This is a genomic window from Shewanella waksmanii ATCC BAA-643, from assembly GCF_000518805.1.
In the GTDB taxonomy this organism is placed as follows: domain Bacteria; phylum Pseudomonadota; class Gammaproteobacteria; order Enterobacterales; family Shewanellaceae; genus Shewanella; species Shewanella waksmanii.
In genome coordinates, this window is record NZ_JAEH01000061.1 from 1 (window position 1) to 23,847 (window position 23,847).

Sequence of the window (23,847 nt, forward strand, 5' to 3'; positions counted from 1 at the left end):
AACCGTAGAATAACTATGCTCTTCACTCGTTGCAAACCACATGGATGTGGTGAATGTCATTAATGCAGGAGCATTTAAAGACCTTGCCTCAGAACCGCTAAACTCTCGCTGAGTGACTAAATGTTTATACTGATTGGTATTAGAAGCCTGTTTGTGGGCGCAACCATAAATGCACCGTCACTTCATCACGATCATGATAAAGGTGCTTACAGGCTAAATGAAAATCTTCGACGCCATTCTCTTTTAAAATTTCCTGCATGGTAGCCAAAATTTGCGACACTTCTTTGTAGCGACTCTTCATTGGTAACTTAAGGTTAAAGATAGCCTCTTTAAACCAACCATTAATGGCCCAAGCTTCAACTAACTCGGCAACGCGCGAAGGTTTTTCTACCATATCGCAAACTAACCAGTAAATATTTTTACGTGGCGGCTCAAAACGAAACCCATCGGCAGTATAGTGCTTAACTTGGCCGGTATTCATTAAATCTTCGTTCATCGGCCCATTGTCGACTGCCGCAACAAACATACCACGGCGCACAAGCTGATAAGTCCAGCCACCAGGGCAAGCCCCTAAATCCACCGCATTCAACCCGCTACGCAGGCGCTGCTCTTGCTCATCTTTGGGGATGAAATGAATAAATGCCTCATCAAGCTTCAATGTTGAACGGCTTGGCGCATCGGCAGCCATCTTTAGTCTCGGAATACCACGGTAATGAGGCGATGAGTTATTGCTCAGCGAATAGCCCACATAAGCGGTACCCGAAGCCACAAAACACACATGAATGATGGGCCTTCTAGGATTCTCTTTTTCTGTTAATGCGCCACTGCGTTTAAGTGCTTGTCGTAAAGGCACAGTAAACTTACGGCAAAAGTTCGATAGCTCTTTGGCTTCATTAGTGTCTGGGGTTTCAACCCTCAGCTCGCCTGCTTTGCTAACACTGGCTAACGCCTCAACAATCGGAGAGACCCTATCTGCTTCTGGTAAAGACTTAAGCAACTTGGCAGCTGCAAACATTTGCCGCGCAAAAATCAATGAATCCAATGAGATTTTCTTCGCCAACACTTCAGCATCGCCATCTTGGAAACACTGAAAAATCACATAAGCATCGTTATTATTGGTTTTAACGAAGCCGCCGATATCAAGCTCAGCTGCACGGTGCTGAATTTCAGCAGCGCACTCTTCCTCATAACCAGCACGGCAAAATAAAAATAGGTTTATCATTGGGGGTTCCTGCACAAAAAATGGCGTACAACGTTAATTGCCCGCCATTTTACACTGAAATGACACAATAGACAGCGGCTGATGGTTAATCGTTTAACTCGACCACGCGGTTACGCCAAACTGCCACAGCGATAAATAACCACCCCAGTAGGAAGCATACGCCCCCTAACGGCGTAATAGGACCAGTCCACTTTGTTCCCAATAACGCATATAGGTATAACGATCCTGAAAACAACACCATGCCTGCAATAAACAAATACCCGGCCCACGCCAACAACCGCGAGGTTAACCAATGCCCAGCAAATGCCACCGCGATTAGCGCAAAGGTATGATAAAACTGATATTCAACCCCAAGGTTAAATATCGCTATCATCTCAGGTGAAGCAATGCGCTTTAAACCATGGGCACCGAATGCCCCAAGCGCGACTGCAATAAAGCCGCTTAACGAGGCTAATAACAAAAAACCTTTATGCATCTAAACCTCCAATAAACTCGATACTCGCGTGTATCGCTTGTTCGAGATTAGCCTCTTGAGTGGTGCCTGACGACTTGCGCGGTTTAAAACTATGATCGCCATCAAGCAACCAGTGCAGTTTTATCTCTAGGCCGTCAATCCAGGTTTCAACTTGGTCTAGGCCGCCAAACTTATCTCTTTCGCCTTGCAATATCATGACTGGTGCCTGGCATTGCGCCAGCGGAGTTAACCTTGGCTCTCCACCTTTTAACGCCACAAACGGGTAACCTAAGCACACCACCCCATCAACCGATACCTCATTGGCTAACCACGCCGCCATGCGTCCACCCATTGACTTACCCATCAGCACAATACGCTGCGGTTGGTACTGCCGCTTAAGCTCAGCAACATGAATCGCAAAGTCTTTTAGCAGCTTGGGCGCCCTATCTGGTGGTCGACGTTTACCGTCAACGGCATTGGCCCGCATATAAGGTAGATTAAAGCTCGCGACCCAAGCACCTTGCTTGGCCAGCCCGGCAGAAAACTGTTGCATAAACTCGCTGTCGATATTGGCGCCAGCACCGTGGGTGAAAATCACTAAGGTGTCACTCACATTGCCTTCTAGGCGAACTTGGCTAGGCAACAACTCAGCCTCCACCAAAGGAGCATCAACCTGGTAATAGTTCACTGCGTGACTCCTCTTCAAACATATCTAACATCCACTCACGAAACGCCGCAATCTTACCGATTTCGGCATGATTCTGCTGACACACCAAGTAATAAGCATTTTTACTGAGCAAGACTTCAGGGAACGGGCACACCAGACGACCTGCTTTAATATCAGGGCGGGCTAATACGCTATAGCCCAATGCTATGCCTTGACCGTGTGCCGCAGCTTGTAGAACCAAAGATGAATGACTAAAGATTGGACCTTGGTTCACATTAATATCGGTAATTCCACATTGTCTAAACCAAGCCTGCCAATCATGTCGGCTTGAGTCATGTAATAAGGTGTGATGTTTCAGATCACTTGGTTCAGCCAGCGGCTTAGGTCCACTGAGTAACATCGGTGAACAAACCGGAATTAATACCTCATTACGCAGTTTATCAGCACGCACCCCAGGCCATGAACCTTGACCATAATAGATGGCCACATCAACATCATCGGCTAAGGAGCTATCCTCGTCATCAACCGCTTTAATTCTCACATCGATGTCGGGGTTCTTTTCACTGAACTTAGATAAGCGCGGAACCAGCCACTGAATGGCAAAACTAGGGCTAGTGCTGACTGTCAGCGAGCCAATAGCACTACGCGCAAGTAAACGATCTGTTGCATCGGCTAGTTGCACAAAAATATCTTTTATATCGAGAAAGTAACCCTGCCCCTCTTCGGTAAGCAGTAAAGAGCGGTTTTTACGCCTAAACAGTTTTAACCCTAAGTACTCTTCTAGCGCTTTTATTTGATGACTAACAGCAGCTTGCGTAACAAACAGTTCTTCAGCAGCTCGGGTAAAGCTCAAATGTCTTGCTGCGGCTTCAAAAGCCTTCACGGCATTTAGCGGTGGCAATCGTCTCGACATAGTGATCTCGATCTCATATTTGGATTAGATTTACTAATCCTTATTGTTACATTTTATCGTTTGTAAAGCGAAGCAATTTTGACTAAATTTCACCCCAAGAAATTAAGTGCAGTTAGACAGCCTCTACGACGTATTGGGGAGTGTCTAACCCCAAGACGAATATCCGCCCGGAGGCGAACACCATGATGAACCTAAAAACACTAGCAACTGTTGCTTTACTCGCTTGCACCGCTAACGTACACGCTGACGAAATCGTTGTTGATACTAACGATTTACACGCCGCCATTAGCGCTCAGCTAGCCGAAGGTCTAGAAGCAATGCAGCAGGACCTAAACGACGACGTTAATGCCATGCTAGTCGCTACAGAAAGCGACAAAGAAACAACGGCTAACGTTCAGCATTCAGAGTAATACACTCTGGCGATAATGCCTGATAGCCCAGCTGAAAGCCACATCTGAGTATGTGGCTTTTTTGTACCTGCTACTTTTTCTATCTCATCAAGAGCTAATCTGCTAAGGTTTTATCAAACTATAAAAAAAGCCGCTAACAGCGGCTTTTAGTTGGGCTTGCTACGGGCAACGCCTATGGGCGGTAAACCTTAACATTGTCATAGCCTTGCTCTTGCAAGTACAGCGCTTGCAGCTTACTCATGACACCGCGGTCACAATACAACAAGTAAGTCTTACTTTTATCTAGATCAGCAAATTGTGTCGCCAATTTAAAGAATGGAATCGCCTTCACTTCAATACCTTCTAGCTCAAGTGGGCTTTGCTCCTCTTCTTCTGGCGCACGGACATCAATCACCACTTCACCCGCGGCTAAATCTTCAACCGTCTCAGCTGACGCCACTTTGGTATCCATTTGTGTTGCAATATCCCTAATATCCATGATTTCAGCTGCCGCCACCACACGCTCAATCAAATCTTCGGAGAATTTTTGCTCTTCGGCTTCAATTTTTGATAATACCGCTTTTACCGTTGGCTTTTGCGAAATGACACCACAGTACTCAGGAATTGACTTGGCAAAATCTTCAGTACCAATTTGGCGACTAATATTCACAATATCTTGCTTATCCATCACGATAAGCGGGCGTAAAATCACCGTATCGGTACAGCGATCAATAACGTTGAGGTTGGTCAAGGTTTGGCTAGACACCTGCCCCATAGCTTCGCCAGTCACCAATGCTTGGATACCCATGCGTTCAGCAACACGGCTAGCAGCACGCATCATACAGCGTTTAAGGATAACGCCCATTTGACCGTTATCAATGCGCTCAAGAATTTCAGTCACAACTGGGTCAAATGGCACTGAGACAAATTTCACCTTATGCGACTCGCCATACTTCTGCCACAAGTGATAAGCCACCTGCTTAACGCCAATTTCATGTTGGTCGCCGCCAAGATTAAAGAAGCAATAGTGCGTACGAGAGCCACGTTTAATGAACTGATAGCTCGAGACGCCGGAATCGAAGCCACCAGAGATTAGCGACAATACGTCTTCCTGAGTCGCCATAGGGAAGCCACCTAAACCCGGAATGCGCTTCTCGACCAAGTATAAGTTGTCACGATCAATTTCTAAATTAATCGTCATATCTGGGTTCTTCAATTTTACGCCGGCTGCTTGCGTATGTTGGTTCAAACCACCGCCCACATAGCGCTCAACTTCAATGGAGTTGAACTCATGCTTACCGCTTCGTTTGACGCGCACGCAAAATGTTTTACCGGTTAGCTGCTCGTTATAGAGCGCAATCGTTTGCTGGTATATATCATCAACTGACTCAAAAGTACTTTCGCGAACTTGGAGTACGTGGGCAATACCAGGAATACAACTAAGACGCTCGGCATATAGCGCTACCATTTCTGGTTTGTCGGCAGGAACCATCACCAAAATTTTATCCCATTGGCGCTGTACTTTAGCATCTTCATCGACTTTCTTTAGTACATTACGAATGTTTGTTTCAAGCATCTTGGTAAAACGCATTCTTACCGGCTTGCTTTTCATCATGATTTCAGGAAACAGTTTTACGATAAATTTCATGGACGTCCCGCGGGGTTGGTATTCAACAGCTAATTTGAATCAAAGATTAATCCGCCATTATATCAAGTTAGTGCTTAGCTTGCCTATGATCAGACGCAGAAAGTTAACCAACAAAAAAAGCCTGTCAACATGACAGGCTTTTTGCGATTTATTGACCCACTAATATTTCATCGGATTCTTTAGCTTTACCTTGCTCGATGGCTATCTCTACGCGGCGATTGCGGGCCCGATTGGCCGCGCTGGTGTTTTCCACCAGAGGATCAGATGACGCCATGCCGACCACTTTCATACGTTGCTGGTCAAAACCGCGCACCCGAATAAGCTGATGAGCCACAGCGACAGCACGTTTGCTCGACAAATCCCAGTTTGAGCTGTATAGCTCGTTGCTGATATTCATATCATCAGTGTGGCCTGATACGGTAATGATTCCCGGAACATCTTTAAGCAGCTCGCCAACACGGCGTACAACGGGCTTAAAGCGCGGCTGCAAGAAGCCAGACCCCGATGCAAATGCCCCCTTTTCTCGAATTCGAATAATGATCTGCTGACCGAGAGATTCCACTTCAATCGCACCATCAACAATCTCTTTATTGAGCTCTTGAGCCATTTTCTTCACTTGCTCATTGACTTGCTCTTGGGCCGCCGCTTGATCCTGTTTTTGCTTCGCTTCTGCTTCAGACTGTGACTGAGATTTAGACTCAGCCTGTTGCTGCGCCGTTGATGAAGACTCGCCGCCGCGCTGCTCACCACGTTGCTGCTGTACACCACCAGCACTGGCATCTTCACCGGCCTGATATTCAATGGTTTGTTCGGTCATTTCATTGGTTTGCTGATTGATAATTTCAATCGGCGTGGGCTCAGGCCTGCCGGGTCTAAACTCCAGCGCAATCACCGAGGTGCCTTTAGGTATATCTTTCACTTCGACTTTGTTTTGTACACCAAACGCGTACTTCATCGAACCGGCGATCTGTTTGAACTTCATCACGTCCATTTCAGAAAACGCCAACAACAGCACGAAAAAACACATCAACAATGACATCAAATCTGCAAACGTAGCCAACCACATAGGCGCACCCGGTGGAGGACAATTACATTTGACCTTTTTTGCCATGGGATTATTCCCCGTCCGTTGTATCTATTTGTCTTTGCTTTTCAGAAAGATAATTTTTCAAGAACCCTTCAATCACCCGTGGGTTTTGACCGTCTTGAATCGCAAGCACTGCATCCATGATTAGATTACGATTAAGTAACTCTTCATTGACTCGCAGCTGCAATTTATCGGCAATAGGAATCGCAATCATGTTGGCAATAATCGCGCCGTACAGCGTGGTTAACAAGGCAACGGCCATCGCTGGACCAATGGATTTAGGATCGTCCATGTTAGAAAGCATCGCCACCAAACCAATCAGGGTACCAATCATCCCCATGGCCGGTGCCACATCACCCAAGGCCTTAAAGATGCCTACCCCAGTTTTATGACGCTCCTCGGTCAGAGCAATATCTTTTTCTAATGCGTCACGAACCACATCGCCATCATGACCATCGACTAACATATCAACCGCTTTTTGCATGAAACTGTTAGTGATTTCCGCTTCTTCTAGGGCTAAGAACCCACCTTTACGGGCTGCATCAGCCATCGTCACAGATTGTTCAATAAGCTCATCGGGTTTATCTATCTTGAATATAAAGGCTTTGGCAGCAATCTTAATTGCCCCTAAAAACTGTTTGAGGTTGTACTTCATCATCACCACAAACAAGGAGCCTATCATCACAATGAGCACAGAAGGCACATCAATAAAGATGACAATACCACCACTACTGACCATCGCCATAATGATGAAACCAAATGCGCCGATGAGGCCGATAAGGGTTGCTAAATCCACAACTGCTCCTTGAGTCTTTGACTGTTTCCAAAACCGCGGGTTTTGATCAGTAAGCAAAATAAACGGGTCATGTACCTAGCTATACAACACCCAAAAATATTAGTTCTTTGATCAACTGGCTGGCAAAAACGCTCAAACTTTAACCAAACCCTGTTAAATCACGCTAATTTAGCGAATAAAAGTCACTGCTAGCTTTCGCTTTTAGAATATAATTATCCTAGGTTTAGGATAACATCCTATATCAATTATCGGACAGCTTACCCGCAAGTTTAGCTACAATTACAAATTTTTATAAAAAAATCGGCATAAAGCGTGCTATTGACCAAATATACAGCATGGCGATTTGACCCTTATCCGTAGCTGATATACCTTGTCTTTCGCTCAATCCAAGGAAAACGCATCGTGGCTAAAAAACCTGAAAATCTGACCTTTGAAGAATCCCTCAATGAACTTGAACACATTGTCTCTGCCCTAGAGCAAGGCGATGTGGCGCTGGATGATGCCTTGAAACAGTTCGAGCGAGGCATCAAGCTGGTGCGTCACTCTCAGGGTAAACTAGAGCAAGCCCAACAAAAGGTGGCAATTCTCACCCAGGACGGGGAAGAAGAGCAATTGCAGCCCTATGAAAACGAAGGTAAGTAAGTGTTAACTGAAGCCATTAACTTATATCGCGCTCGAGTTGATCAACAACTTGAGTCCTATATCGACGCACTTGGCGAGACCGAACCTAAGCTAAAAGCGGCCATGAAACATGGCGCACTTATTGGTGGTAAGCGCATTCGTCCATTTTTGGTGTACGCGGTTGGCGAGTTATTATCTGTGCCGCAGGCCAAACTCGATGCTGCAGCGGCAGCCATTGAGTGTATTCACGCCTATTCGCTCATCCACGATGACCTTCCAGCGATGGATGACGACGAGCTGCGCCGCGGCCAACCTACAGTGCATATCGCATTTGATGAAGCAACCGCCATACTGGCTGGTGATGCGTTGCAAACACTCGCATTTGAAATCATCTCTAAAGCTGACAGCCCGCTCAGTGCTAAGCAGCAAATTGCGATGATAAATGCGCTGGCAAAAGCGTCGGGATACAGTGGTATGTGTGGCGGCCAATCAATCGATTTGCAAGCCACTAACCAACAGATTGATTACCCGACCTTAGTTAAATTGCACCAGTTAAAAACTGGCGCACTTATCCGCTGCTCTGTCGAGCTCGCGCTAATTGCAGCCGATGCCGATGAGATGACACGGCAACATTTATTAACCTATGCTGAATCTGTCGGCTTAGCTTTTCAAGTGCAAGATGATGTACTCGATATCATCGCCAGCACCGAAGAGCTAGGTAAACCGCAGGGTTCAGATAGTGACGCCAATAAAAGTACCTACCCTAAATTACTAGGGTTATCAGGGGCTCAAGACACAGCGAAAGCTTTGATTGAACAAGCCCTATCAGCGCTGACCAAATTACCATACAATAGTCAGTTAATTGCCGACTTCGCCCGCTACATAATCACGCGAAGAGTATAATCAAGAGACAAAGAATCTCGATATGAGTTTGGATATTTCTCAATACCCTGTGCTTGCACAGGCAAATAAGCCTGAAGAGCTACGTCAGCTTCCTCAAGCTGCACTACCACAATTAGCCGATGAGCTAAGAAGTTACCTATTGAAATCAGTAGGTATTTCCAGTGGTCACTTTGCATCAGGCCTCGGCACAGTTGAATTGACTGTGGCGCTTCATTACGTCTATAACACGCCATTTGACCGATTAATCTGGGATGTGGGACACCAAGCTTACCCGCACAAGATTTTGACCGGCAGACGCGACAAAATGCACACCATTCGCCAAAAAGGCGGCATACATCCATTCCCGTGGCGTGAAGAAAGTGAATACGATACCTTCAGCGTTGGCCACTCCGGCACCTCTGTCAGTGCAGCCTTAGCCATGGCCGTTGCCGCGGAAAAAGAGCAAGCTGGTCGTAAAGTGGTGGCCGTGATTGGTGATGGTGCCATGACAGGCGGGATGGTCTTTGAAGCCATGAACCATGCTGGCGATCTGCACAATGACATGTTGGTGGTGCTCAATGATAACGAAATGTCTATCTCTGAGAATGTCGGTGCGCTTAACAACCATTTAGCTCAATTAATGTCGGGTCGTTTATACACGACTATTCGTGAAAACAGCAAGAAAGTGTTAAAAGGTATGCCCGCCATTAAAGAGATGGCTAAGCGCACCGAAGAACACCTCAAAGGCATGGTAGTGCCAGGCACGTTATTTGAAGAGCTAGGCTTTAACTACATCGGCCCTATTGATGGCCATGATGTCGATGGTCTAGTGGAAACCATGCGCAATATGCGTAATCTATCTGGCCCACAAATTTTACATATCATGACTAAGAAAGGTCGTGGCTATGAGCCGGCAGAAAAAGATCCTATCGGTTGGCACGCGGTGCCTAAATTCGACCCATCTACCTTTGAAAAACCGGCTTCAAAGCCGGCTAATCCGACTTTCTCGCAGGTATTTGGCCGCTGGCTTTGTGACATTGCTGCCAAAGATGAAAAAGTGGTGGGTATTACCCCCGCTATGCGTGAAGGCTCTGGCATGGTCGAGTTTTCACAGCGCTTCCCTAAGCAGTATTTTGATGCGGCCATTGCAGAGCAACATGCAGTTACCTTCGGTGCAGGTTTTGCCTGTGAAGGCTACAAACCTGTGGTTGCCATATACTCGACTTTCCTACAGCGTGGTTATGATCAGCTTATTCATGATGTGGCTTTGCAAAAGCTACCGGTGTTATTTGCCATTGACCGCGGTGGTATCGTTGGTGCCGATGGGCCAACACACCAAGGCGCATTTGATTTAAGCTTTATGCGAACTGTCCCTAATATGGTCATAATGGCACCGTCGGATGAAAATGAATGTCGACAGATGCTATACACTGGCTATTGTTACAACGATGGGCCAACCGCGGTGCGTTACCCGCGTGGCAGCGCCACTGGCGCCGAGCAGATTGAAGAGATGACCGCTCTACCTATTGGTAAAGGAGTCATTAAGCGCAGCGGACAGAAAGTTGCCATATTGAATTTTGGTACCACCTTAGCCAGCGCAGCCGAAGCGGCAGAGCAACTCGATGCGACCCTAGCCGATATGCGTTTTGTTAAGCCAATCGATACCGCATTAATTAAGCAATTAGCCAGCGAACACGATGTTATTGTTACCGTTGAAGAGAATGCCATTATGGGCGGCGCAGGCTCTGCTGTACTAGAGACTTTGCAGCAACTGAAAATGCCAATGCCAGTGCTGAATATCGGCCTACCAGATGAGTTCATCAAGCACGGGGATTCAAAAGCGATTCTCGCTGAGTTGCAATTAGACGGTGCAGGGATATTGGCACAAATACAGGCGTATTTAGCTGATTAATCTAAGCCGAGCTATAAGTAAATTGGGTCGTTAGTCGGCCATAAAAAAAGCCTCACTTTGTGAGGCTTTTTTGTTATCTCCAATCAGGCTTAAGCTTGCGTATCTACCGACCCGCCGCCTTGCGATACCATGACCATAGCTGGGCGCAATAAACGCTCGTTGAGCAGATAGCCTTTTTGCATCACCATCATGACGGTATTAGCTGGAAACTCGGCACTTGGCTGCATACCAATCGCTTGGTGGTGATCTGGGTTAAATGCTTCACCTTGTGGATCAACTTGCGATAAGCCAAACTTCTCAACCGCGCTCACAAAGCTCTTTAAGGTTAGTTCAACCCCTTCGTAAATGGCTTTGCTCGCTTCTGCTTCAGCGTCAGTACCCGCTAATGCACGCTCCATATTATCTATCACTGGAAGTAGCTCATTGGCAAACTTCTCTAAGGCAAACTTGTGTGCCTTTTCAACATCCATCGCGGCGCGACGACGCATGTTATCTACTTCTGCTGCTGCACGAACAACAGAGTCTTTTTGCTCTTCGACTTTGGCTTCAGCAGCCGCTAACGCTTGCTCTAATTCTTCTACTCGAAAATTAGCTTGAGTCAGCTCATCCATTAAACTCGCTTGTTCACCACCAGCTTCAGTAGTGACTTCGGCTTCTACTGCCTCATCAATTTGCGGTTCTTGTGCTTTGTTTGGCTCGTTGCTCATTCTCACTCCAACTAAAAATGCTTTGTTTCTGCAGGCTCTGGGCATATTATGGGGATCAAATTCGAGGTTTCAAGCCCTAAGGCACGGATCAAGCATAAATATGAGCAAAGCTTTTCACACAATAGGCTTAATTGGGAAACCAAATCACCAAGGGACTCACAAAACCCTTAAGCGCTTGCACCATTGGTTAACAATGCAAGGCTATGATCTCCTCGTTGAAGAGCGAGTCGCAACAGAGATAGGCCCTCAAGCCCACTCTGTTGATTTACTCGAACTTGGCGAGCGCTGTGACCTAGCCATTGTGGTTGGCGGTGATGGTAATATGCTTGGCGCCGCAAGAGTGCTTGCTCGCTTTGATATCGCGGTAATTGGTGTCAACCGCGGTAATCTAGGTTTTTTAACCGACCTTCCCCCAGATACCTTTGAAGAATCTTTAGGTAAAGTACTCGATGGTGATTACGAAACTGAATTTCGTTTTTTACTTGAAGCTGAGGTGTATCGTCACGGCGCATTGAAATCCAGTAATACCGCAGTCAATGAAGCAGTACTTCACCCGGGTAAAATTGCACATATGATCGAATTTGAAGTCTATATTGATGACAAATTCATGTATAGCCAACGTGCCGATGGCATGATTGTTTCAACCCCGACGGGCTCAACTGCCTACTCACTGTCTGCTGGTGGCGCAATTTTAACGCCGAATTTAGAAGCGCTGATATTAGTGCCGATGTTCCCCCATACATTGTCGTGTAGACCGATTGTGGTCGATGCCTGCAGCATCATTAAGTTGGTAGTATCGCCTGAGAACGGTGACAATTTGGAAGTAAGCTGCGATGGCCACGTCATGCTGCCCGTGTTGCCTGGTGATGAGATTATGGTTAAACGCAGCCATGAGCGACTTCGCTTAATTCACCCTAAGGGTTATAACTACTTTCACGTGCTGAGGAACAAACTCGGCTGGGGTAGCAAGTTATTTTGATCAACTTAACAAAGGCGCTTACCGCGCCTTTGTTGTTTTGATATCTTAGTCAATGCACATACTGAAAGTGCGATTGCTCACGCTCTATGAACCTAATGTCCTAAGCCCTTAGGCATAACGTTTCGACATGGCTTGCAGCTGCGCCGTAATGGTTGACCATTGTTGCACTGAGTCGGCGATCACCTCTAAGCGCGAGTCCATCACATCATCCAACTCTTGCACTGACAATTGCCCGTCAACATAGTTGAAAGCGGCAATACCTTCATCGGTAATGAGTACCGCTTTTAGGCGCAGAACCGACAAAGATTTAATCCAACTCACCAGCGCATCAAATTCAAACTCGTAGCTAACATCGAATACCCAGCTGGCGGTTTCAAAACCGTCATGACTATTACTACAGTGAAAACAGCCATCAGCATCAAAATCTATCTGCTGCGGCGCAGTATCGGCAAATATCGATACTGGCTGCAATACGCTCATCGCCGCAGGTTTCACACTTTGAGCCAAATGTGCAGCTTGAGCACTGCGGCCATGCAATAGTGGCTGATAGTCGCTTGCGAAGCGCTCTGTATCGGCATTGATACTGCTCAAAGGTACAAGATTCGCCTCAAGCTGCCATGCCTTTAATAGCTGTTGCAGTTGCTTAAGTTCATCCGATTGATAACTATCTGCCTTAGCAGCGAGTACCGTATCGGCAATCTGGATCTGCTGCTGAAAGATGTCATGTTCGGTGTAACGCTTGTCAGCCACTTTGGTGGCATCGACTAAACATAAACTTTGCTCAATTTTTAGGGTGGATGCCAGTTGGCTTTGCATCAATAACTTAATAATGGCTTTGGGGTGGCCAAGCCCGGTAGGCTCAATCAATAAACGGTCGGGTTTACTGCGGCGAATAAGCTCAGTAATAGCCACTTGCAGGGGCACTCCCGCCGCACAGCATAAGCAGCCACCTGGCACTTCCTTAATTTGTACTTGATTATCACTGCTGCCTAGCAGACTGCCATCAATGCCCACTTCACCAAACTCGTTAACCAACACCGCCCAGCGCTCATTGCTCGGTTTGCTGGCCAGTAGGCCTTGAATAAAGCTCGTTTTGCCTACCCCGAGAAATCCGGTAATAACATTAGTGGCTATTGCTTGTACTATCATCGCTGCTCCTTATGATGACTGCTTACTACCGAGACTGATTAGCACGCCTTGCCGCGTAGCCACCTTTACCCGTGGCGCGTTTGCTTTTACTGCGAGATTTGTGTTTAAAGGTTTTCTTAGCTTTGGGCTCAACAAGCAGTTGCCGATAACGCTCAGGAAGCGGTGCACCCTCTTCATATCCCGGCTGCACCTTACGATCAATCACCTGGCCGATGAGCGTTTCAATATCGGCTAACATCACTTCATCGTTGCGGCTAACAAAAGAGATGGCTCTACCCGCCATACCAGCACGACCTGTGCGGCCAATACGATGCACATAGTCTTCTGCTGCAAATGGCAATTCAAGATTAATCACTAGCGGCAGCGCTTCAATATCTAAGCCTCGAGCGGCCACATCGGTAGCCACTAATATCCGCAGCTCACCCGATTTAAATTGCTCTAAAGCACGATTGCGGGCGCCTTGCGTTTTGTCACCATGGAAGACCGCACCTTTAAGGCCATCTAAATGCAGCTCCTGCAGTAATAGCTCAGCACTTTCTTTGGTACTGACAAACACCAACACCTGACGCCAATTGTTACGGCCAATGAGCTCTGCCAATAACTCAGCTTTGCGGCGTTTATCAACGGGGTACACCCATTGCTCAATAGTGGCAGCTTGCTTACCTGGTTCAATGTTGACCTTTTGCGGATCATTGAGCATTTTGTGGGCTAGTTGCGCAATCCCCTCACTGTAGGTGGCAGAGAATAACTGACAACAGTGCTGCGGTTTTAGGTGCTTCTTGATGCGTTCAATATCTTTAACGAAGCCTAAATCTAACATCCTGTCGGCTTCATCGATAATCAGCGTATCGACGCTAGACAGCTCAACTGAATATTGGCCTATGATGTCAAACAGGCGCCCTGGCGTAGCCACTAAGATATCCGCACCTGCAGCAATCGCTTTGCGCTGAGGGTTGATGTTGGCTCCACCGTAGACAGCAACGGTTTTCAGCTCGGTAAATTGACTATATTGCTGGATATTTTCGGCAACTTGAATTGCTAGCTCGCGCGTTGGCGTCATCACCAAGGCTTTAATCGATTGACTATCGTCAGCATTGTCGAGCAACCACTGCAACATAGGGATGGCGTAGGCAGCGGTTTTACCTGTGCCCGCTTGCGCACAAGCAATCACATCGTGCCGCGCTAACGCAATTGGCATGACTTGTTGCTGTACTGGGGTTAGATTTTGATAACCGCAAATGGCTATCGCATCAATAAGCTGCGATGAAAGTGGAAAGCTGTCGAATGTCATGCCAAGCCCTTACAATAAAGAGGGCGCGCATTCTAACAAAAAATGGCGCCATTAGTTATGCCTGTGGTAGAAAAGGCAGCAAGTATTTTTGTTCGAACTCATCGAGCGGCACCGGCCGTGAAAAATAATAGCCCTGACCAAAATCACAACCGGCATCTTGTAGCAGCTTCTTTTGAAACTCAGTTTCTACCCCTTCAGCAATCACTTTCATACCCAGCTTATGTGCCATCACAATAATCGCCTCGCACAGGGTGGCATCATCGTTGTCCGTTTCTAGGTTTTGGGTGAACGACTGGTCAATCTTAAGGTAATCGATATCGAACTTTTTTAGATAGGCAAGTGATGAGTAACCGGTACCAAAATCATCTAACGACACCTGAATACCTGCATCTCGGTAAGCCAAGAGCTTTTCCGACACCCCCATAGATGCGTCAAGCAATAAGCCTTCGGTGATCTCGACACAGATACCGTTGCTGGATAATTTGAGCTCTTTTAAGCGCGCCAGCCAGTGTTCAAACTGATCGCCCTCATCACGAAATTGAATTGGAGATTTGTTGATACTGATCTGAATTGCCAATTGGTATTTTTCTCGCCAAAAAGCACTTTGCGCTGAGGTTTGCTCAAAGACCCAGTTGCCAATTTCGTTAATCAGGCCAGTTTCCTCTGCAATGGGAATAAATTCTGCAGGTGATACAGCGCCGCGCTCTGGATGATTCCACCTCAATAACGCTTCTGCTTTGTAAACCTGATCATAAGTTAAATCGACAATTGGCTGGTAGTAAATCTCAAATTCATTATTGGCTAACGCTTTACGCAAATCTTTAATCAACCCCATGCGGTATTTGGCGCGCTCTTGCATAGAGGGGGTAAAGTAATGGAATCGGTTACGACCTTGCGCTTTTGCGGCGTACATCGCTTGGTCAGCGTGCTTAAGTAAACCTTCAATGGTTGTCGCATCATCAGGGTATAACGTAATACCGATACTGGCGCTAATAAAAGCGGTTTCGCTGCCTAGACTGTATGGCTCAGCCACTCGCCGTAAAATGTTTTCAGCGACACGCTCGACATCTTTAGCTTCAGCAACACCAGAGAGCACCACGGTAAACTCATCGCCACCTAACCGGGCCACAACATCAGACTCTCGGATACAGCCTTTAAGACGCTTGGCGGTTTCTTGCAGTAACTGATCACCCATGTCGTGACCCAACGTGTCATTCACTTCTTTAAAGAAATCTAAATCTAAGAACATCAACGCAAAGTGACGCTCGCTGCGGGTGGTTTTAAGGATCTCGGTACCTAAATACTCTAATAACATGCGCCGATTAGGTAGGCCCGTTAACGGGTCGTAATTGGCTTGACGCCAGATAATATGCTCGGCTTGTTTCTTCTCGGTAATATCAGAAAAAAGCGCCACGCGGCGATAAGGCTCACCTTGGTTGTTGTAAACCGTGTTGATGGTCAACCACACCATAAACTCATTACCTGACTTGCCCTTAAGCCATAGCTCACCTTGCCAACGTCCAGATTCTAAAATCGACTTACTCACTTTATCGTACTGGGATAAAGGCGTTTTATCACCTTGTAGAATGCGGATGTGTTTATCAAGAACCTCTGACTCTTCATAGCCTGTCATATGGGTAAAGGCGGCATTGGTGGTAATAATACGGCCCTTACTGTCTTGAACGCTCATCGCCTCGGTGGAGCAGTTATAAACTGAGGCCGCTAAATTCAACGACGCTTCAACCTGCTTACGCTCGGTAATATCAGCATGGATACCACACATACGTACCGGGTTTCCGTCACTGTCTCGACTGACTATTTTCCCGGTGTCTTGAATCCACTTCTGCCCACCGGTCAAAGTATTGAGGCGATACTCAATGCTATGCTCTTCTGTGTCACCATGCAGATGCTTATCGATCGACTCCAACACGTCGATTCTGTCTTTAGGGTGAATAGCATCTAACCATTGACGGTCATTACTATTAAGCTGCTCAATATCGCACTCAAGCAGTTCAGCGCAGCGAGCATTTCTTTTAATTTGATTGGTTTTAATGTTCCAATCCCACATGCCTAAATTACTGCTGTCGAGCACCAATGCCAGTTGCTCCTGGCTATCACGCATCTGTTTCTCTGCGCGTTTGTTTTGGCTAATATCAACAAAACCGGCAATCACTAACTCCACCTGCTCATTCATACGCCGGCATGCTACGGTTAAATGGGTATAGATAATTTCACCGTTTTTAGCGATAAAGCGCTTGTCCATTTCGTACTCATCAATCTCACCGGCCAACATGCGCTCAAACTGCAGCAAGTCCGCTTCTAAGTCTTCAAAGTAAGTCATTTCCGACCAAGTTAACTTAAGCAGTTCTTCTTCGGTGTATTTGAGCATTTTGCATAGTCGTGGATTGACTTTAATCCAGTGCTGATCGACCGATGTAATCGCAATTCCCATATTGCCGATATTAAATTGCGAGCGGAAAATAAAATCATCTTGAAGCTGAATGCGCACATCGCGTTCAACTTCAAGTCGTCTTGAAAGCAAGCTGCCTAATAACGCTGTCACAAAAGGCAGAATCAACAAAACCGGTAAACTGATTTGGAACAACACGCTAAAGGCAAGATCATTGGGTAGTAAAAACATCGAGGCCAGCATCATTAAATGCAAAAAGAACCCCAGTAAGTACAGCTCCTTGAACGATAAGTCAGCGATGTAATTTTTACGGTTATAGCGCCACAGTACTCCAATCGCCCCAGAAAGTACGATTACTGTGATGCCGGCCCATACTGCTGGGCCACCTTCAATGAATCGATAAACTACCGCCATTGCAGCAGCAACCAAAGTTGGCAAGCCACCAAAATAGAGACCACAAATGACTAAAATGACTGAGCGGGTATCAAAAAATATGCCGGGTTGATATTCCCAAGGGGTCATCATGGTGGTGATAGTCACAATACCTATCACAAACCCAACGACTAAACGCCATAAGTGAAAATGAGTGCTACGCTGCTTGCGCGGAATGGCGTCATAGACAAATACCATCGCGAGTAACAATGCAGCATTTTGAATAAGCGTAAAAATCACGTCTTGGTTCATATTAATATTTTGGCTATCAACATATTAAGTTAATGATGGATCTGGGTTTGAGTGTAGCAGATGAAGATATAAAAATACCCTTTATCGGTTATAAATCAACCCAAAAGCCCAGCGGCTTAGCCCATAAGGCCCTATTATCAAGGCTACCGCCTAGGCAATACCCGTAAGCTTGGGTGGTTCGCCATCCGGCTGCGCGATTAACGGTAAAAATCATTACCGGAGACTGGCTATCTAAAGCGGCTTTATGCGCATTAACTTGAATTAAAAGCCAAACTCATGAACAATAGCTCGCCAAGGATGATTTGGATAAAAGGACTATTATGCCAATCTGCCAACGACTTATTGTACTGATTGCCCTATTGAGTGTTAGCTTGATAGCGATCGCTAATCCTCCAGTTACGCCTCCTGCATCGGTAAAACTAGCCGCTGAAGATAACTGGGCACCGTTTGCTGACCAAAGTGGCCAAGGCCTCTCGCATCAATTAATCAATCGTGCTTTCTCGCGTATGCAAGTCAACGTAGATAGCATCATTGTCCCCTATGCTCGTGGTTTAAAAATGGCGCAGCAAGGTCAAGTTGATGGTGTATTTAACTTAGTAAAAGAACAAAGTACCGAACATCTATTTGTATTTGGCCAACAGCCGTTATTTACCGCCAGCGCATCTTTTTATCAAAACAATCGCCACCCGTTAAAGGTCTCAACTAAACACCAATTGCCAGCCGGCACCCGAATCGGCATTATTGAAGGTTATGAATATGGCGATGAGCTGATCCATCTCGACCAGCTTGAGCTACTTGCAGTGTCAAATCACAATCAACTTATCAACCTGCTATTACTCAATCGCATTGATGCTGCCATTATGTATGACCAAGTGGCTAAGCAATATCTACAACGCATGCAGGTCAGTCGTGATATCAGCCGTCAATTTCACAACCATACCGGTGTTGTCTACCTCGCATTCTCTAAACAAAACCCTGATGCACAAACATTGGCTGACACCTTAGATGCAGGCTTGCTTGCATTAAAAGCAGACGGTAGCTATCAACAAATTATGGCGATGGTGAAATAATCACACTAACAAGCTGTCGTTAAAATGTGGCTGAGTAAGCCCTCGTCAACAGGCACGACCTCAGTATTGGCATCTTACGTCATAGGTTAGCTGTGGTAGACTAGCGTTTTTTAGCCAGCGATTTGATTTTAATGAGCGACTCTAGCGCAAAACTGAGCGAAACATTCCACTTCCCTGTACAAATTTACTACGAAGATACTGATTTTTCTGGTGTCGTGTACCATCCTAATTTTCTTAAGTACTTTGAGCGGGCCAGAGAGCATGTTATCGGTGCTGATACGTTGGCCTCTCTCTGGGACGAGCAAGGTCTAGGCTTTGCGGTCTATCGCTCAGATATGTTATGCCATGATGGCGTCGAGTTTGCTGAGATAATCGATGTGCGCACTCGATTCTATTTCGAAAGTAAATACCGCACAGTATGGAAGCAAGAAATATGGCGCCCGGGCGCAACTAAAGCCGCCGTGACCGCCACCATTGAGATGGTTTGCATGAATAAACAGCGCCAACTCGCGCCAATGACACCATCCCTTGTGGCGCAGCTGTCCCAAGCAGCAAGCGAACAAAAGCAACTAAACTAGTTGCCAGTGTCGTTAATTGGAAGGCGCATTTAGCGCCTTCCAGTTCATCTCTAGCTCAGGTGCAGTCATCGGCTTAGCCAATAGCTCTCCCTGAATTTTATCTACCGCTAGCTCACGTATAAGTTGCAACTGCTCAGGGGTTTCAACCCCTTCAACAATCACCCCGTACCCTAAGCCCTTAGCGAGCTCAACGGCGCTTTGTAATACATGCAGTGCTTGGGGATCGTGCCCGAGCCCATCAAGAAAGGCTTTATCAATTTTAACTTCATCAATGGGCAGATGCTTAAGGTACGCTATAGAAGAGTGGCCGGTCCCAAAATCATCCACCGAGATGTTAATTCCAGCTTTACGATAATGCTCAAGCGCCGCAATCGCACTGGGCATATCGTGCATAATTTGGCTTTCAGTGACCTCTAAAGCAATCACATGCGGCGGTAATTTATGATCCTCAAGTAAGTCAAATAAGGTCTCTTTAAGCACGGCATTATCGATATCTTCAATGGACAAGTTAACCGCTACCTGTAGCGTCATACCCACTTGTTGCCAATAGGCTTGTTGCGCTAACACCGTGTCGATAACCCAGTGGCTAACTAGCTCTATCATGCCAGCGCACTCTAATAATGGAATAAATTCAGCAGGAGAGACACGGCCTAAATCTTCACTTTCCCAGCGAATGAGCGCTTCAACGTGAGTCACTGAATTATCACTTAAATTCACCTTAGGTTGATAAACGAGATAAAGCTCATTTTGCGCCAAGGCTTTGGGCAACCGATTAATAATATTAAGTTGGCGAAACTGAGCCGCATCCTCACCTAGTTGATAATCTGCAATGCGCTGCCGTAAGCCTTTGGCTCGATTTACCGCTAAATCGACTCTGCGCAGCATCTGACTGACATCTCCATGGTGCAGTGCTAAATCCAAATAACCGATTTGAAACTGTAAACTGACAGGTGTGTGATCAATCACAATCGGCGCTTGCAACTGCTGTTGTAAGTCCTCGATTTGCTGTCGACTCCAAGGATTAACGTCAAATAGCAAAAACTCATCTTGGTTCATGCGAGCCATTAATTTGCTGGTCAGTGACATTTCACTTAAGCGCTCGCTCAAAGCAACTAACAGCTTGTCGCCAAAATGAAAACCGAACAGATCGTTGACATAACGAAAGCGATAGACATCAATAAGAATAAAGCAGCCATGGGTAATTGGCATCAATGGCGCCAGCCGCTGTTTGAGTCCGACTCGATTAAGCAAACCGGTAAGCTTATCGTGATTTAACGGCGTGACTGAATCGGCTGATGGCTTTTTTATCAGCTGATTAACTAGCCCATGATAGAGGCTTGGCGCCTGCTCGAGCTCGTTAATGTCGACACTGCCATCAGATTTAAGCTTAGTGACTAAGTTAGATAAATACTGCTTTTGTGTTCGTCTATGCCAGTATCCATAACAGATACCAGCGGCGAGTAACCCTATAAGGATTATCGTTAGCCAATCTATATTGGCTAACAATCCAAAACTTCCGTAATGCTGATGTCAAACTCCAATTAAATAGTAAAAACCGACTACTCGTAACTTAGTTTAATAGAATGATAGTTATCCAAAAACTCATCTGAGCCTAAATACTCAGGGGTAACAGGCAAGCCGCGTTGAACAAATACATCTAAGCGTTCATGTAAATCATGACCCGCACGTAATTCACCCGTATAGAATGCGGCTGCGCGAACAAAATCTAAATATCCGACATTATCCGGTAGATAAGTCAGATCTGCCCACCGTTCAACCACTTCCATCACCTCAGGAGCAAACTCCCATGTTTTCAGTACTGCACGGCCAATGGGCCCCTGCATTTTACGCACCAATGCCCTAAGTTGCTCAATGCTAGTAAAGGCATCTGGATGAGCCTCTGCCTCTGTCAGTACCGGTAGCGCGCCAATGTTATGCACCAAACACGCTAAGGTGAGCGTGTCATAGTTTATGCCGCTACCTGGATGAGTTTTGTTATATTTGGTCAACATAGCACAGGCGGCTGAAGTGGCATCAATCGATGCAGTCCAAACCTCATCCATCACTTCCCACACCATTTCATTCGTTGAAATAAACAACTGCTCCATTGCCACTGAGGTAGCGATTGATTTGATCTGGGTTAAGCCAATGCGAGTTACGGCACTATTAATATTTTCGGCCTTAATGCCGCGCGAATACATGGCGCTATTGGCTACTTTAATCATTCGCGCTGATATAGCGGCATCTTGGCCTATCACTTCAGCCACTTGTTTGGGACTAGAGTCTGGACGAGATACCACTTCTTGCACCCGCATTGCCACTTCAGGCAAGGTTGGCAGCACTAAGGCGTCAGCCTTTAGTTTTTTCAATAACCCCACCAACAGCTGATGCTCTGTCGACATTTGTACTCCTTTTGGGTTGCCAAATTGGCCACAACAATCTAAATCGTCGAATAATTATTAAAGTAAAGCGACACATTCGTTAATGCGCTGTGTAATTTTAGCTAAAATAACTATTACTCGGTAGCCATTTAAAAAAAATAGGTCATTTTATTTAGCTAAGTGTGTCTAGCGAAGCTGACGCTGATTAAATAAACAGCGTTAGATTTGCATAACAGCTACTGCATTGAGTAAAATGCCCGCCCCCGAGTTAACCTCGTTATCGTTAATTGAGAGATGTTATGTTTAAACCTGAGCTGCTTTCGCCTGCCGGCACCCTAAAAAATATGCGCTACGCTTTCGCTTATGGCGCAGACGCTGTATATGCCGGGCAACCGAGGTACAGTCTTCGAGTACGTAACAACGACTTTAAGATGGAAAATCTCGCGACAGGGATTAAAGAAGCACATAGCTTAGGTAAAAAGCTTTATGTCGTTAGCAACATTGCACCGCATAACGCCAAACTCAAAACCTACATCAAAGACATGGAGCCTGTGGTCAACATGCAGCCTGATGCGCTGATCATGTCAGATCCTGGGCTGATTATGATGGTTCGCGAAGCCTTCCCTGATCAAGATGTCCATTTGTCAGTACAAGCCAACGCCATTAACTGGGCCTCGGTCAAGTTTTGGGAATCGCAAGGCATTAAACGAGTCATCCTGTCTCGCGAACTTTCACTCGATGAAATTGAAGAGATCCGTCAGCGCTGCCCTGATATTGAGCTTGAAGTGTTTGTCCACGGTGCACTATGCATGGCGTACTCTGGACGTTGTCTATTATCAGGCTACATTAACAAGCGTGACCCAAACCAAGGCACTTGCACCAATGCTTGCCGATGGAAGTACGGCGTACATGAGGCCAAAGAAACTGAATCTGGCGATGTGATTGCAGTGAACCCAGATGTACAAATAGAAACTCCCACTTTAGGTGCCGGTGAGCCATCTAGCGATATCGTTTTGCTGCAAGAAGCAGGGCGCCCTGGTGAGTACATGCCAGCCTTTGAAGATGAACATGGCACTTACATCATGAACTCAAAAGATTTACGCGCTATCCAGCACGTGGAACGTTTGACTAAGATGGGGGTAGACTCACTTAAAATTGAAGGTCGAACTAAGTCTTTCTACTATGTGGCACGCACCGCACAGCTATATCGTCAAGCCATTGAAGATGCTGCCGCTGGCCGCGAGTTTAATCCAGCACTGATGTATCAACTAGAAGGTCTAGCTCACCGTGGTTATACTGAAGGTTTCTTACGCCGTCACGTCCATGACGAATACCAAAACTATGACTACGGTTATTCCATCAGCGACACTCAGCAGTTTGTTGGTGAATTTACCGGTAAGCGTAATGAGCTAGGCATGGCTGAGATTGACGTTAAAAACAAGTTCTCTGTCGGCGACAGTGTCGAGCTCATGACGCCGCAAGGCAACATCAATCTAACCATCGAACAGCTAATGAACCGTAAAGGCGAATCTGTAGAAGCCGGATTAGGTTCTGGGCATTTTGTATTCTTGCCAGTGCCACAAGATGTTGACGTTGAAAAAGCCGTACTGATGCGCAATTTAACCGATGGCCAAAATACCCGTAACCCACACACGGATAAATAAGCTATGTCTAGTCCTAAAATAGGTTGACGGTTTTTATTAAGCCAGTTGGTATTCCCAACTGGCTTTTTCATGCACCTCATTTGGGGTTTTCATTCCTAAACTAAGGTGCGGCCGTAATTGATTATAAATCTCTATCGATTCCTTGATTAAAACGCCAAGCTCTTTCATCGTTCTGCAGCGACTAAGCAAAAACTCTTGCTTCAAAATACCATTCACACGCTCTGCTTGTGCATTTTGGTAGCAGTCATATCCATCTGTCATTGATGGGGTCATTCCATAGGCGGCTAGTGCCGCTTGGTATTCAGATGAGCAGTACTGTATCCCTCTGTCTGAGTGGTGAATA

General features: G+C 46.2%; 22 protein-coding genes. 8 read left to right on the forward strand and 14 right to left on the reverse strand.

All coding sequences use genetic code 11. The annotated features are described in order from the left end of the window. Positions 1-139: 139 nt before the first annotated feature. The 4 genes from rlmM to L865_RS0118440 all read right to left on the reverse strand — a co-directional run bounded on the left by rlmM (position 140) and on the right by L865_RS0118440 (position 3,256). A complete protein-coding gene (gene rlmM, locus L865_RS0118425) occupies positions 140-1,222 on the reverse strand; it encodes a 23S rRNA (cytidine(2498)-2'-O)-methyltransferase RlmM (protein ID WP_028774592.1) in 1,083 nt (360 codons plus the stop codon). Between the two features lie 85 nt (positions 1,223-1,307). Further along, complete coding sequence (locus L865_RS0118430) at positions 1,308-1,697, reverse strand: DUF423 domain-containing protein (protein WP_028774593.1); 390 nt, start codon at positions 1,695-1,697, stop codon at positions 1,308-1,310. Beyond that, positions 1,690-2,364 (reverse strand): alpha/beta family hydrolase, encoded by a 675-nt coding sequence (locus L865_RS0118435; RefSeq protein ID WP_028774594.1) that lies wholly within the window; start codon positions 2,362-2,364, stop codon positions 1,690-1,692. The genes L865_RS0118430 and L865_RS0118435 overlap by 8 nt, the downstream gene beginning before the upstream one ends. Beyond that, positions 2,345-3,256 (reverse strand): transcriptional regulator GcvA, encoded by a 912-nt coding sequence (locus tag L865_RS0118440; RefSeq protein ID WP_028774595.1) that lies wholly within the window; start codon positions 3,254-3,256, stop codon positions 2,345-2,347. Before L865_RS0118440 ends, L865_RS0118435 begins: the two co-directional genes overlap by 20 nt. A gap of 182 nt (positions 3,257-3,438) precedes the next feature. Between L865_RS0118440 and L865_RS0118445 the strand changes: the two genes are divergently transcribed. Continuing rightward, entirely contained in the window at positions 3,439-3,666 is a 228-nt protein-coding gene (locus tag L865_RS0118445; RefSeq protein WP_028774596.1) for a hypothetical protein, read from the forward strand. A 172-nt stretch (positions 3,667-3,838) separates the two neighbouring features. Here the strand turns inward: L865_RS0118445 and thiI are convergent, their stop codons facing one another. The 3 genes from thiI to pomA form a co-directional block, all read right to left on the reverse strand. Continuing rightward, positions 3,839-5,293, reverse strand: a complete 1,455-nt coding sequence (gene thiI, locus L865_RS0118450) for a tRNA uracil 4-sulfurtransferase ThiI (RefSeq protein WP_028774597.1) — start codon at positions 5,291-5,293, stop codon at positions 3,839-3,841. A 148-nt stretch (positions 5,294-5,441) separates the two neighbouring features. Then, on the reverse strand, positions 5,442-6,404 hold the full coding sequence (locus L865_RS0118455; RefSeq protein WP_028774598.1) for a flagellar motor protein MotB: 963 nt from the start codon (positions 6,402-6,404) through the stop codon (positions 5,442-5,444). A 4-nt stretch (positions 6,405-6,408) separates the two neighbouring features. Further along, positions 6,409-7,176, reverse strand: a complete 768-nt coding sequence (gene pomA, locus L865_RS0118460; protein ID WP_028774599.1) for a flagellar motor protein PomA — start codon at positions 7,174-7,176, stop codon at positions 6,409-6,411. Between the two features lie 402 nt (positions 7,177-7,578). Here pomA and xseB point away from each other — a divergent pair, with 402 nt between their 5' ends. Genes xseB through dxs form a run of 3 tightly spaced genes read left to right on the forward strand, consistent with a single transcriptional unit; the run spans position 7,579 to position 10,591 of the window. Next, complete coding sequence (gene xseB / locus L865_RS0118465) at positions 7,579-7,818, forward strand: exodeoxyribonuclease VII small subunit (RefSeq protein WP_028774600.1); 240 nt, start codon at positions 7,579-7,581, stop codon at positions 7,816-7,818. After that, on the forward strand, positions 7,819-8,700 hold the full coding sequence (ispA, locus tag L865_RS0118470) for a (2E,6E)-farnesyl diphosphate synthase (protein WP_028774601.1): 882 nt from the start codon (positions 7,819-7,821) through the stop codon (positions 8,698-8,700). Positions 8,701-8,722: 22 nt separating this feature from the next. Further along, a complete protein-coding gene (dxs, locus tag L865_RS0118475; RefSeq protein ID WP_028774602.1) occupies positions 8,723-10,591 on the forward strand; it encodes a 1-deoxy-D-xylulose-5-phosphate synthase in 1,869 nt (622 codons plus the stop codon). 89 nt (positions 10,592-10,680) lie between these two features. Here the strand turns inward: dxs and grpE are convergent, their stop codons facing one another. Continuing rightward, the gene (gene grpE / locus L865_RS0118480; protein WP_028774603.1) at positions 10,681-11,298 is read right to left on the reverse strand and encodes a nucleotide exchange factor GrpE; all 618 of its coding nucleotides are present in this window, start codon (positions 11,296-11,298) and stop codon (positions 10,681-10,683) included. Positions 11,299-11,398: 100 nt separating this feature from the next. On the opposite strand from grpE, the gene nadK reads away from it, so the two are divergent. Continuing rightward, complete coding sequence (nadK, locus tag L865_RS0118485) at positions 11,399-12,277, forward strand: NAD(+) kinase (protein WP_028774604.1); 879 nt, start codon at positions 11,399-11,401, stop codon at positions 12,275-12,277. A gap of 108 nt (positions 12,278-12,385) precedes the next feature. Here the strand turns inward: nadK and L865_RS0118490 are convergent, their stop codons facing one another. From L865_RS0118490 to L865_RS0118500, 3 genes are read right to left on the reverse strand one after another with little or no spacing between them, the layout of a single operon-like run. Continuing rightward, positions 12,386-13,426 carry a CobW family GTP-binding protein gene (locus tag L865_RS0118490; RefSeq protein WP_028774605.1) on the reverse strand — a complete coding sequence of 347 codons (1,041 nt, stop codon included), beginning with the start codon at positions 13,424-13,426 and terminating at the stop codon, positions 12,386-12,388. 25 nt (positions 13,427-13,451) lie between these two features. Then, positions 13,452-14,717 carry a DEAD/DEAH box helicase gene (locus L865_RS0118495; protein WP_028774606.1) on the reverse strand — a complete coding sequence of 422 codons (1,266 nt, stop codon included), beginning with the start codon at positions 14,715-14,717 and terminating at the stop codon, positions 13,452-13,454. Positions 14,718-14,772: 55 nt separating this feature from the next. Next, on the reverse strand, positions 14,773-17,811 hold the full coding sequence (locus L865_RS0118500) for an EAL domain-containing protein (RefSeq protein WP_028774607.1): 3,039 nt from the start codon (positions 17,809-17,811) through the stop codon (positions 14,773-14,775). A gap of 320 nt (positions 17,812-18,131) precedes the next feature. On the opposite strand from L865_RS0118500, the gene L865_RS0118510 reads away from it, so the two are divergent. Both L865_RS0118510 and L865_RS0118515 read left to right on the forward strand, forming a co-directional pair. Next, positions 18,132-18,881 carry a substrate-binding periplasmic protein gene (locus L865_RS0118510; RefSeq protein ID WP_028774608.1) on the forward strand — a complete coding sequence of 250 codons (750 nt, stop codon included), beginning with the start codon at positions 18,132-18,134 and terminating at the stop codon, positions 18,879-18,881. A gap of 131 nt (positions 18,882-19,012) precedes the next feature. Beyond that, entirely contained in the window at positions 19,013-19,459 is a 447-nt protein-coding gene (locus tag L865_RS0118515) for a thioesterase family protein (protein WP_037471567.1), read from the forward strand. A 12-nt stretch (positions 19,460-19,471) separates the two neighbouring features. Here L865_RS0118515 and L865_RS0118520 read toward each other — a convergent pair whose 3' ends face one another. Then, positions 19,472-20,965, reverse strand: coding sequence for a putative bifunctional diguanylate cyclase/phosphodiesterase (locus L865_RS0118520; protein ID WP_028774610.1), 1,494 nt, complete (start codon positions 20,963-20,965; stop codon positions 19,472-19,474). A gap of 53 nt (positions 20,966-21,018) precedes the next feature. Then, positions 21,019-21,861 carry an HDOD domain-containing protein gene (locus L865_RS0118525; protein ID WP_028774611.1) on the reverse strand — a complete coding sequence of 281 codons (843 nt, stop codon included), beginning with the start codon at positions 21,859-21,861 and terminating at the stop codon, positions 21,019-21,021. Positions 21,862-22,139: 278 nt separating this feature from the next. Here L865_RS0118525 and trhP point away from each other — a divergent pair, with 278 nt between their 5' ends. Beyond that, the gene (gene trhP / locus L865_RS0118530; protein ID WP_028774612.1) at positions 22,140-23,504 is read left to right on the forward strand and encodes a prephenate-dependent tRNA uridine(34) hydroxylase TrhP; all 1,365 of its coding nucleotides are present in this window, start codon (positions 22,140-22,142) and stop codon (positions 23,502-23,504) included. Between the two features lie 36 nt (positions 23,505-23,540). On the opposite strand, the gene L865_RS0118535 is transcribed toward trhP, so the two are convergent. Continuing rightward, positions 23,541-23,847, reverse strand: a 307-nt coding sequence (locus tag L865_RS0118535) for an integrase core domain-containing protein (protein ID WP_028774613.1), incomplete at its 5' end; no start/stop codon positions are given.

Bases quoted from the DNA above. Each gene is read 5' to 3' on its own strand.
- rlmM (WP_028774592.1), bottom strand. From the start codon at position 1,222: ATGATAAACCTATTTTTATTTTGCCGTGCTGGTTATGAGGAAGAGTGC.
- L865_RS0118430 (WP_028774593.1), bottom strand. From the start codon at position 1,697: ATGCATAAAGGTTTTTTGTTATTAGCCTCGTTAAGCGGCTTTATTGCA.
- L865_RS0118440 (WP_028774595.1), bottom strand. From the start codon at position 3,256: ATGTCGAGACGATTGCCACCGCTAAATGCCGTGAAGGCTTTTGAAGCC.
- L865_RS0118445 (WP_028774596.1), top strand. From the start codon at position 3,439: ATGATGAACCTAAAAACACTAGCAACTGTTGCTTTACTCGCTTGCACC.
- thiI (WP_028774597.1), bottom strand. From the start codon at position 5,293: ATGAAATTTATCGTAAAACTGTTTCCTGAAATCATGATGAAAAGCAAG.
- L865_RS0118455 (WP_028774598.1), bottom strand. From the start codon at position 6,404: ATGGCAAAAAAGGTCAAATGTAATTGTCCTCCACCGGGTGCGCCTATG.
- dxs (WP_028774602.1), top strand. From the start codon at position 8,723: ATGAGTTTGGATATTTCTCAATACCCTGTGCTTGCACAGGCAAATAAG.
- grpE (WP_028774603.1), bottom strand. From the start codon at position 11,298: ATGAGCAACGAGCCAAACAAAGCACAAGAACCGCAAATTGATGAGGCA.
- nadK (WP_028774604.1), top strand. From the start codon at position 11,399: ATGAGCAAAGCTTTTCACACAATAGGCTTAATTGGGAAACCAAATCAC.
- L865_RS0118490 (WP_028774605.1), bottom strand. From the start codon at position 13,426: ATGATAGTACAAGCAATAGCCACTAATGTTATTACCGGATTTCTCGGG.
- L865_RS0118495 (WP_028774606.1), bottom strand. From the start codon at position 14,717: ATGACATTCGACAGCTTTCCACTTTCATCGCAGCTTATTGATGCGATA.
- L865_RS0118500 (WP_028774607.1), bottom strand. From the start codon at position 17,811: ATGAACCAAGACGTGATTTTTACGCTTATTCAAAATGCTGCATTGTTA.
- L865_RS0118510 (WP_028774608.1), top strand. From the start codon at position 18,132: ATGCCAATCTGCCAACGACTTATTGTACTGATTGCCCTATTGAGTGTT.
- L865_RS0118515 (WP_037471567.1), top strand. From the start codon at position 19,013: ATGAGCGACTCTAGCGCAAAACTGAGCGAAACATTCCACTTCCCTGTA.
- L865_RS0118525 (WP_028774611.1), bottom strand. From the start codon at position 21,861: ATGTCGACAGAGCATCAGCTGTTGGTGGGGTTATTGAAAAAACTAAAG.
- trhP (WP_028774612.1), top strand. From the start codon at position 22,140: ATGTTTAAACCTGAGCTGCTTTCGCCTGCCGGCACCCTAAAAAATATG.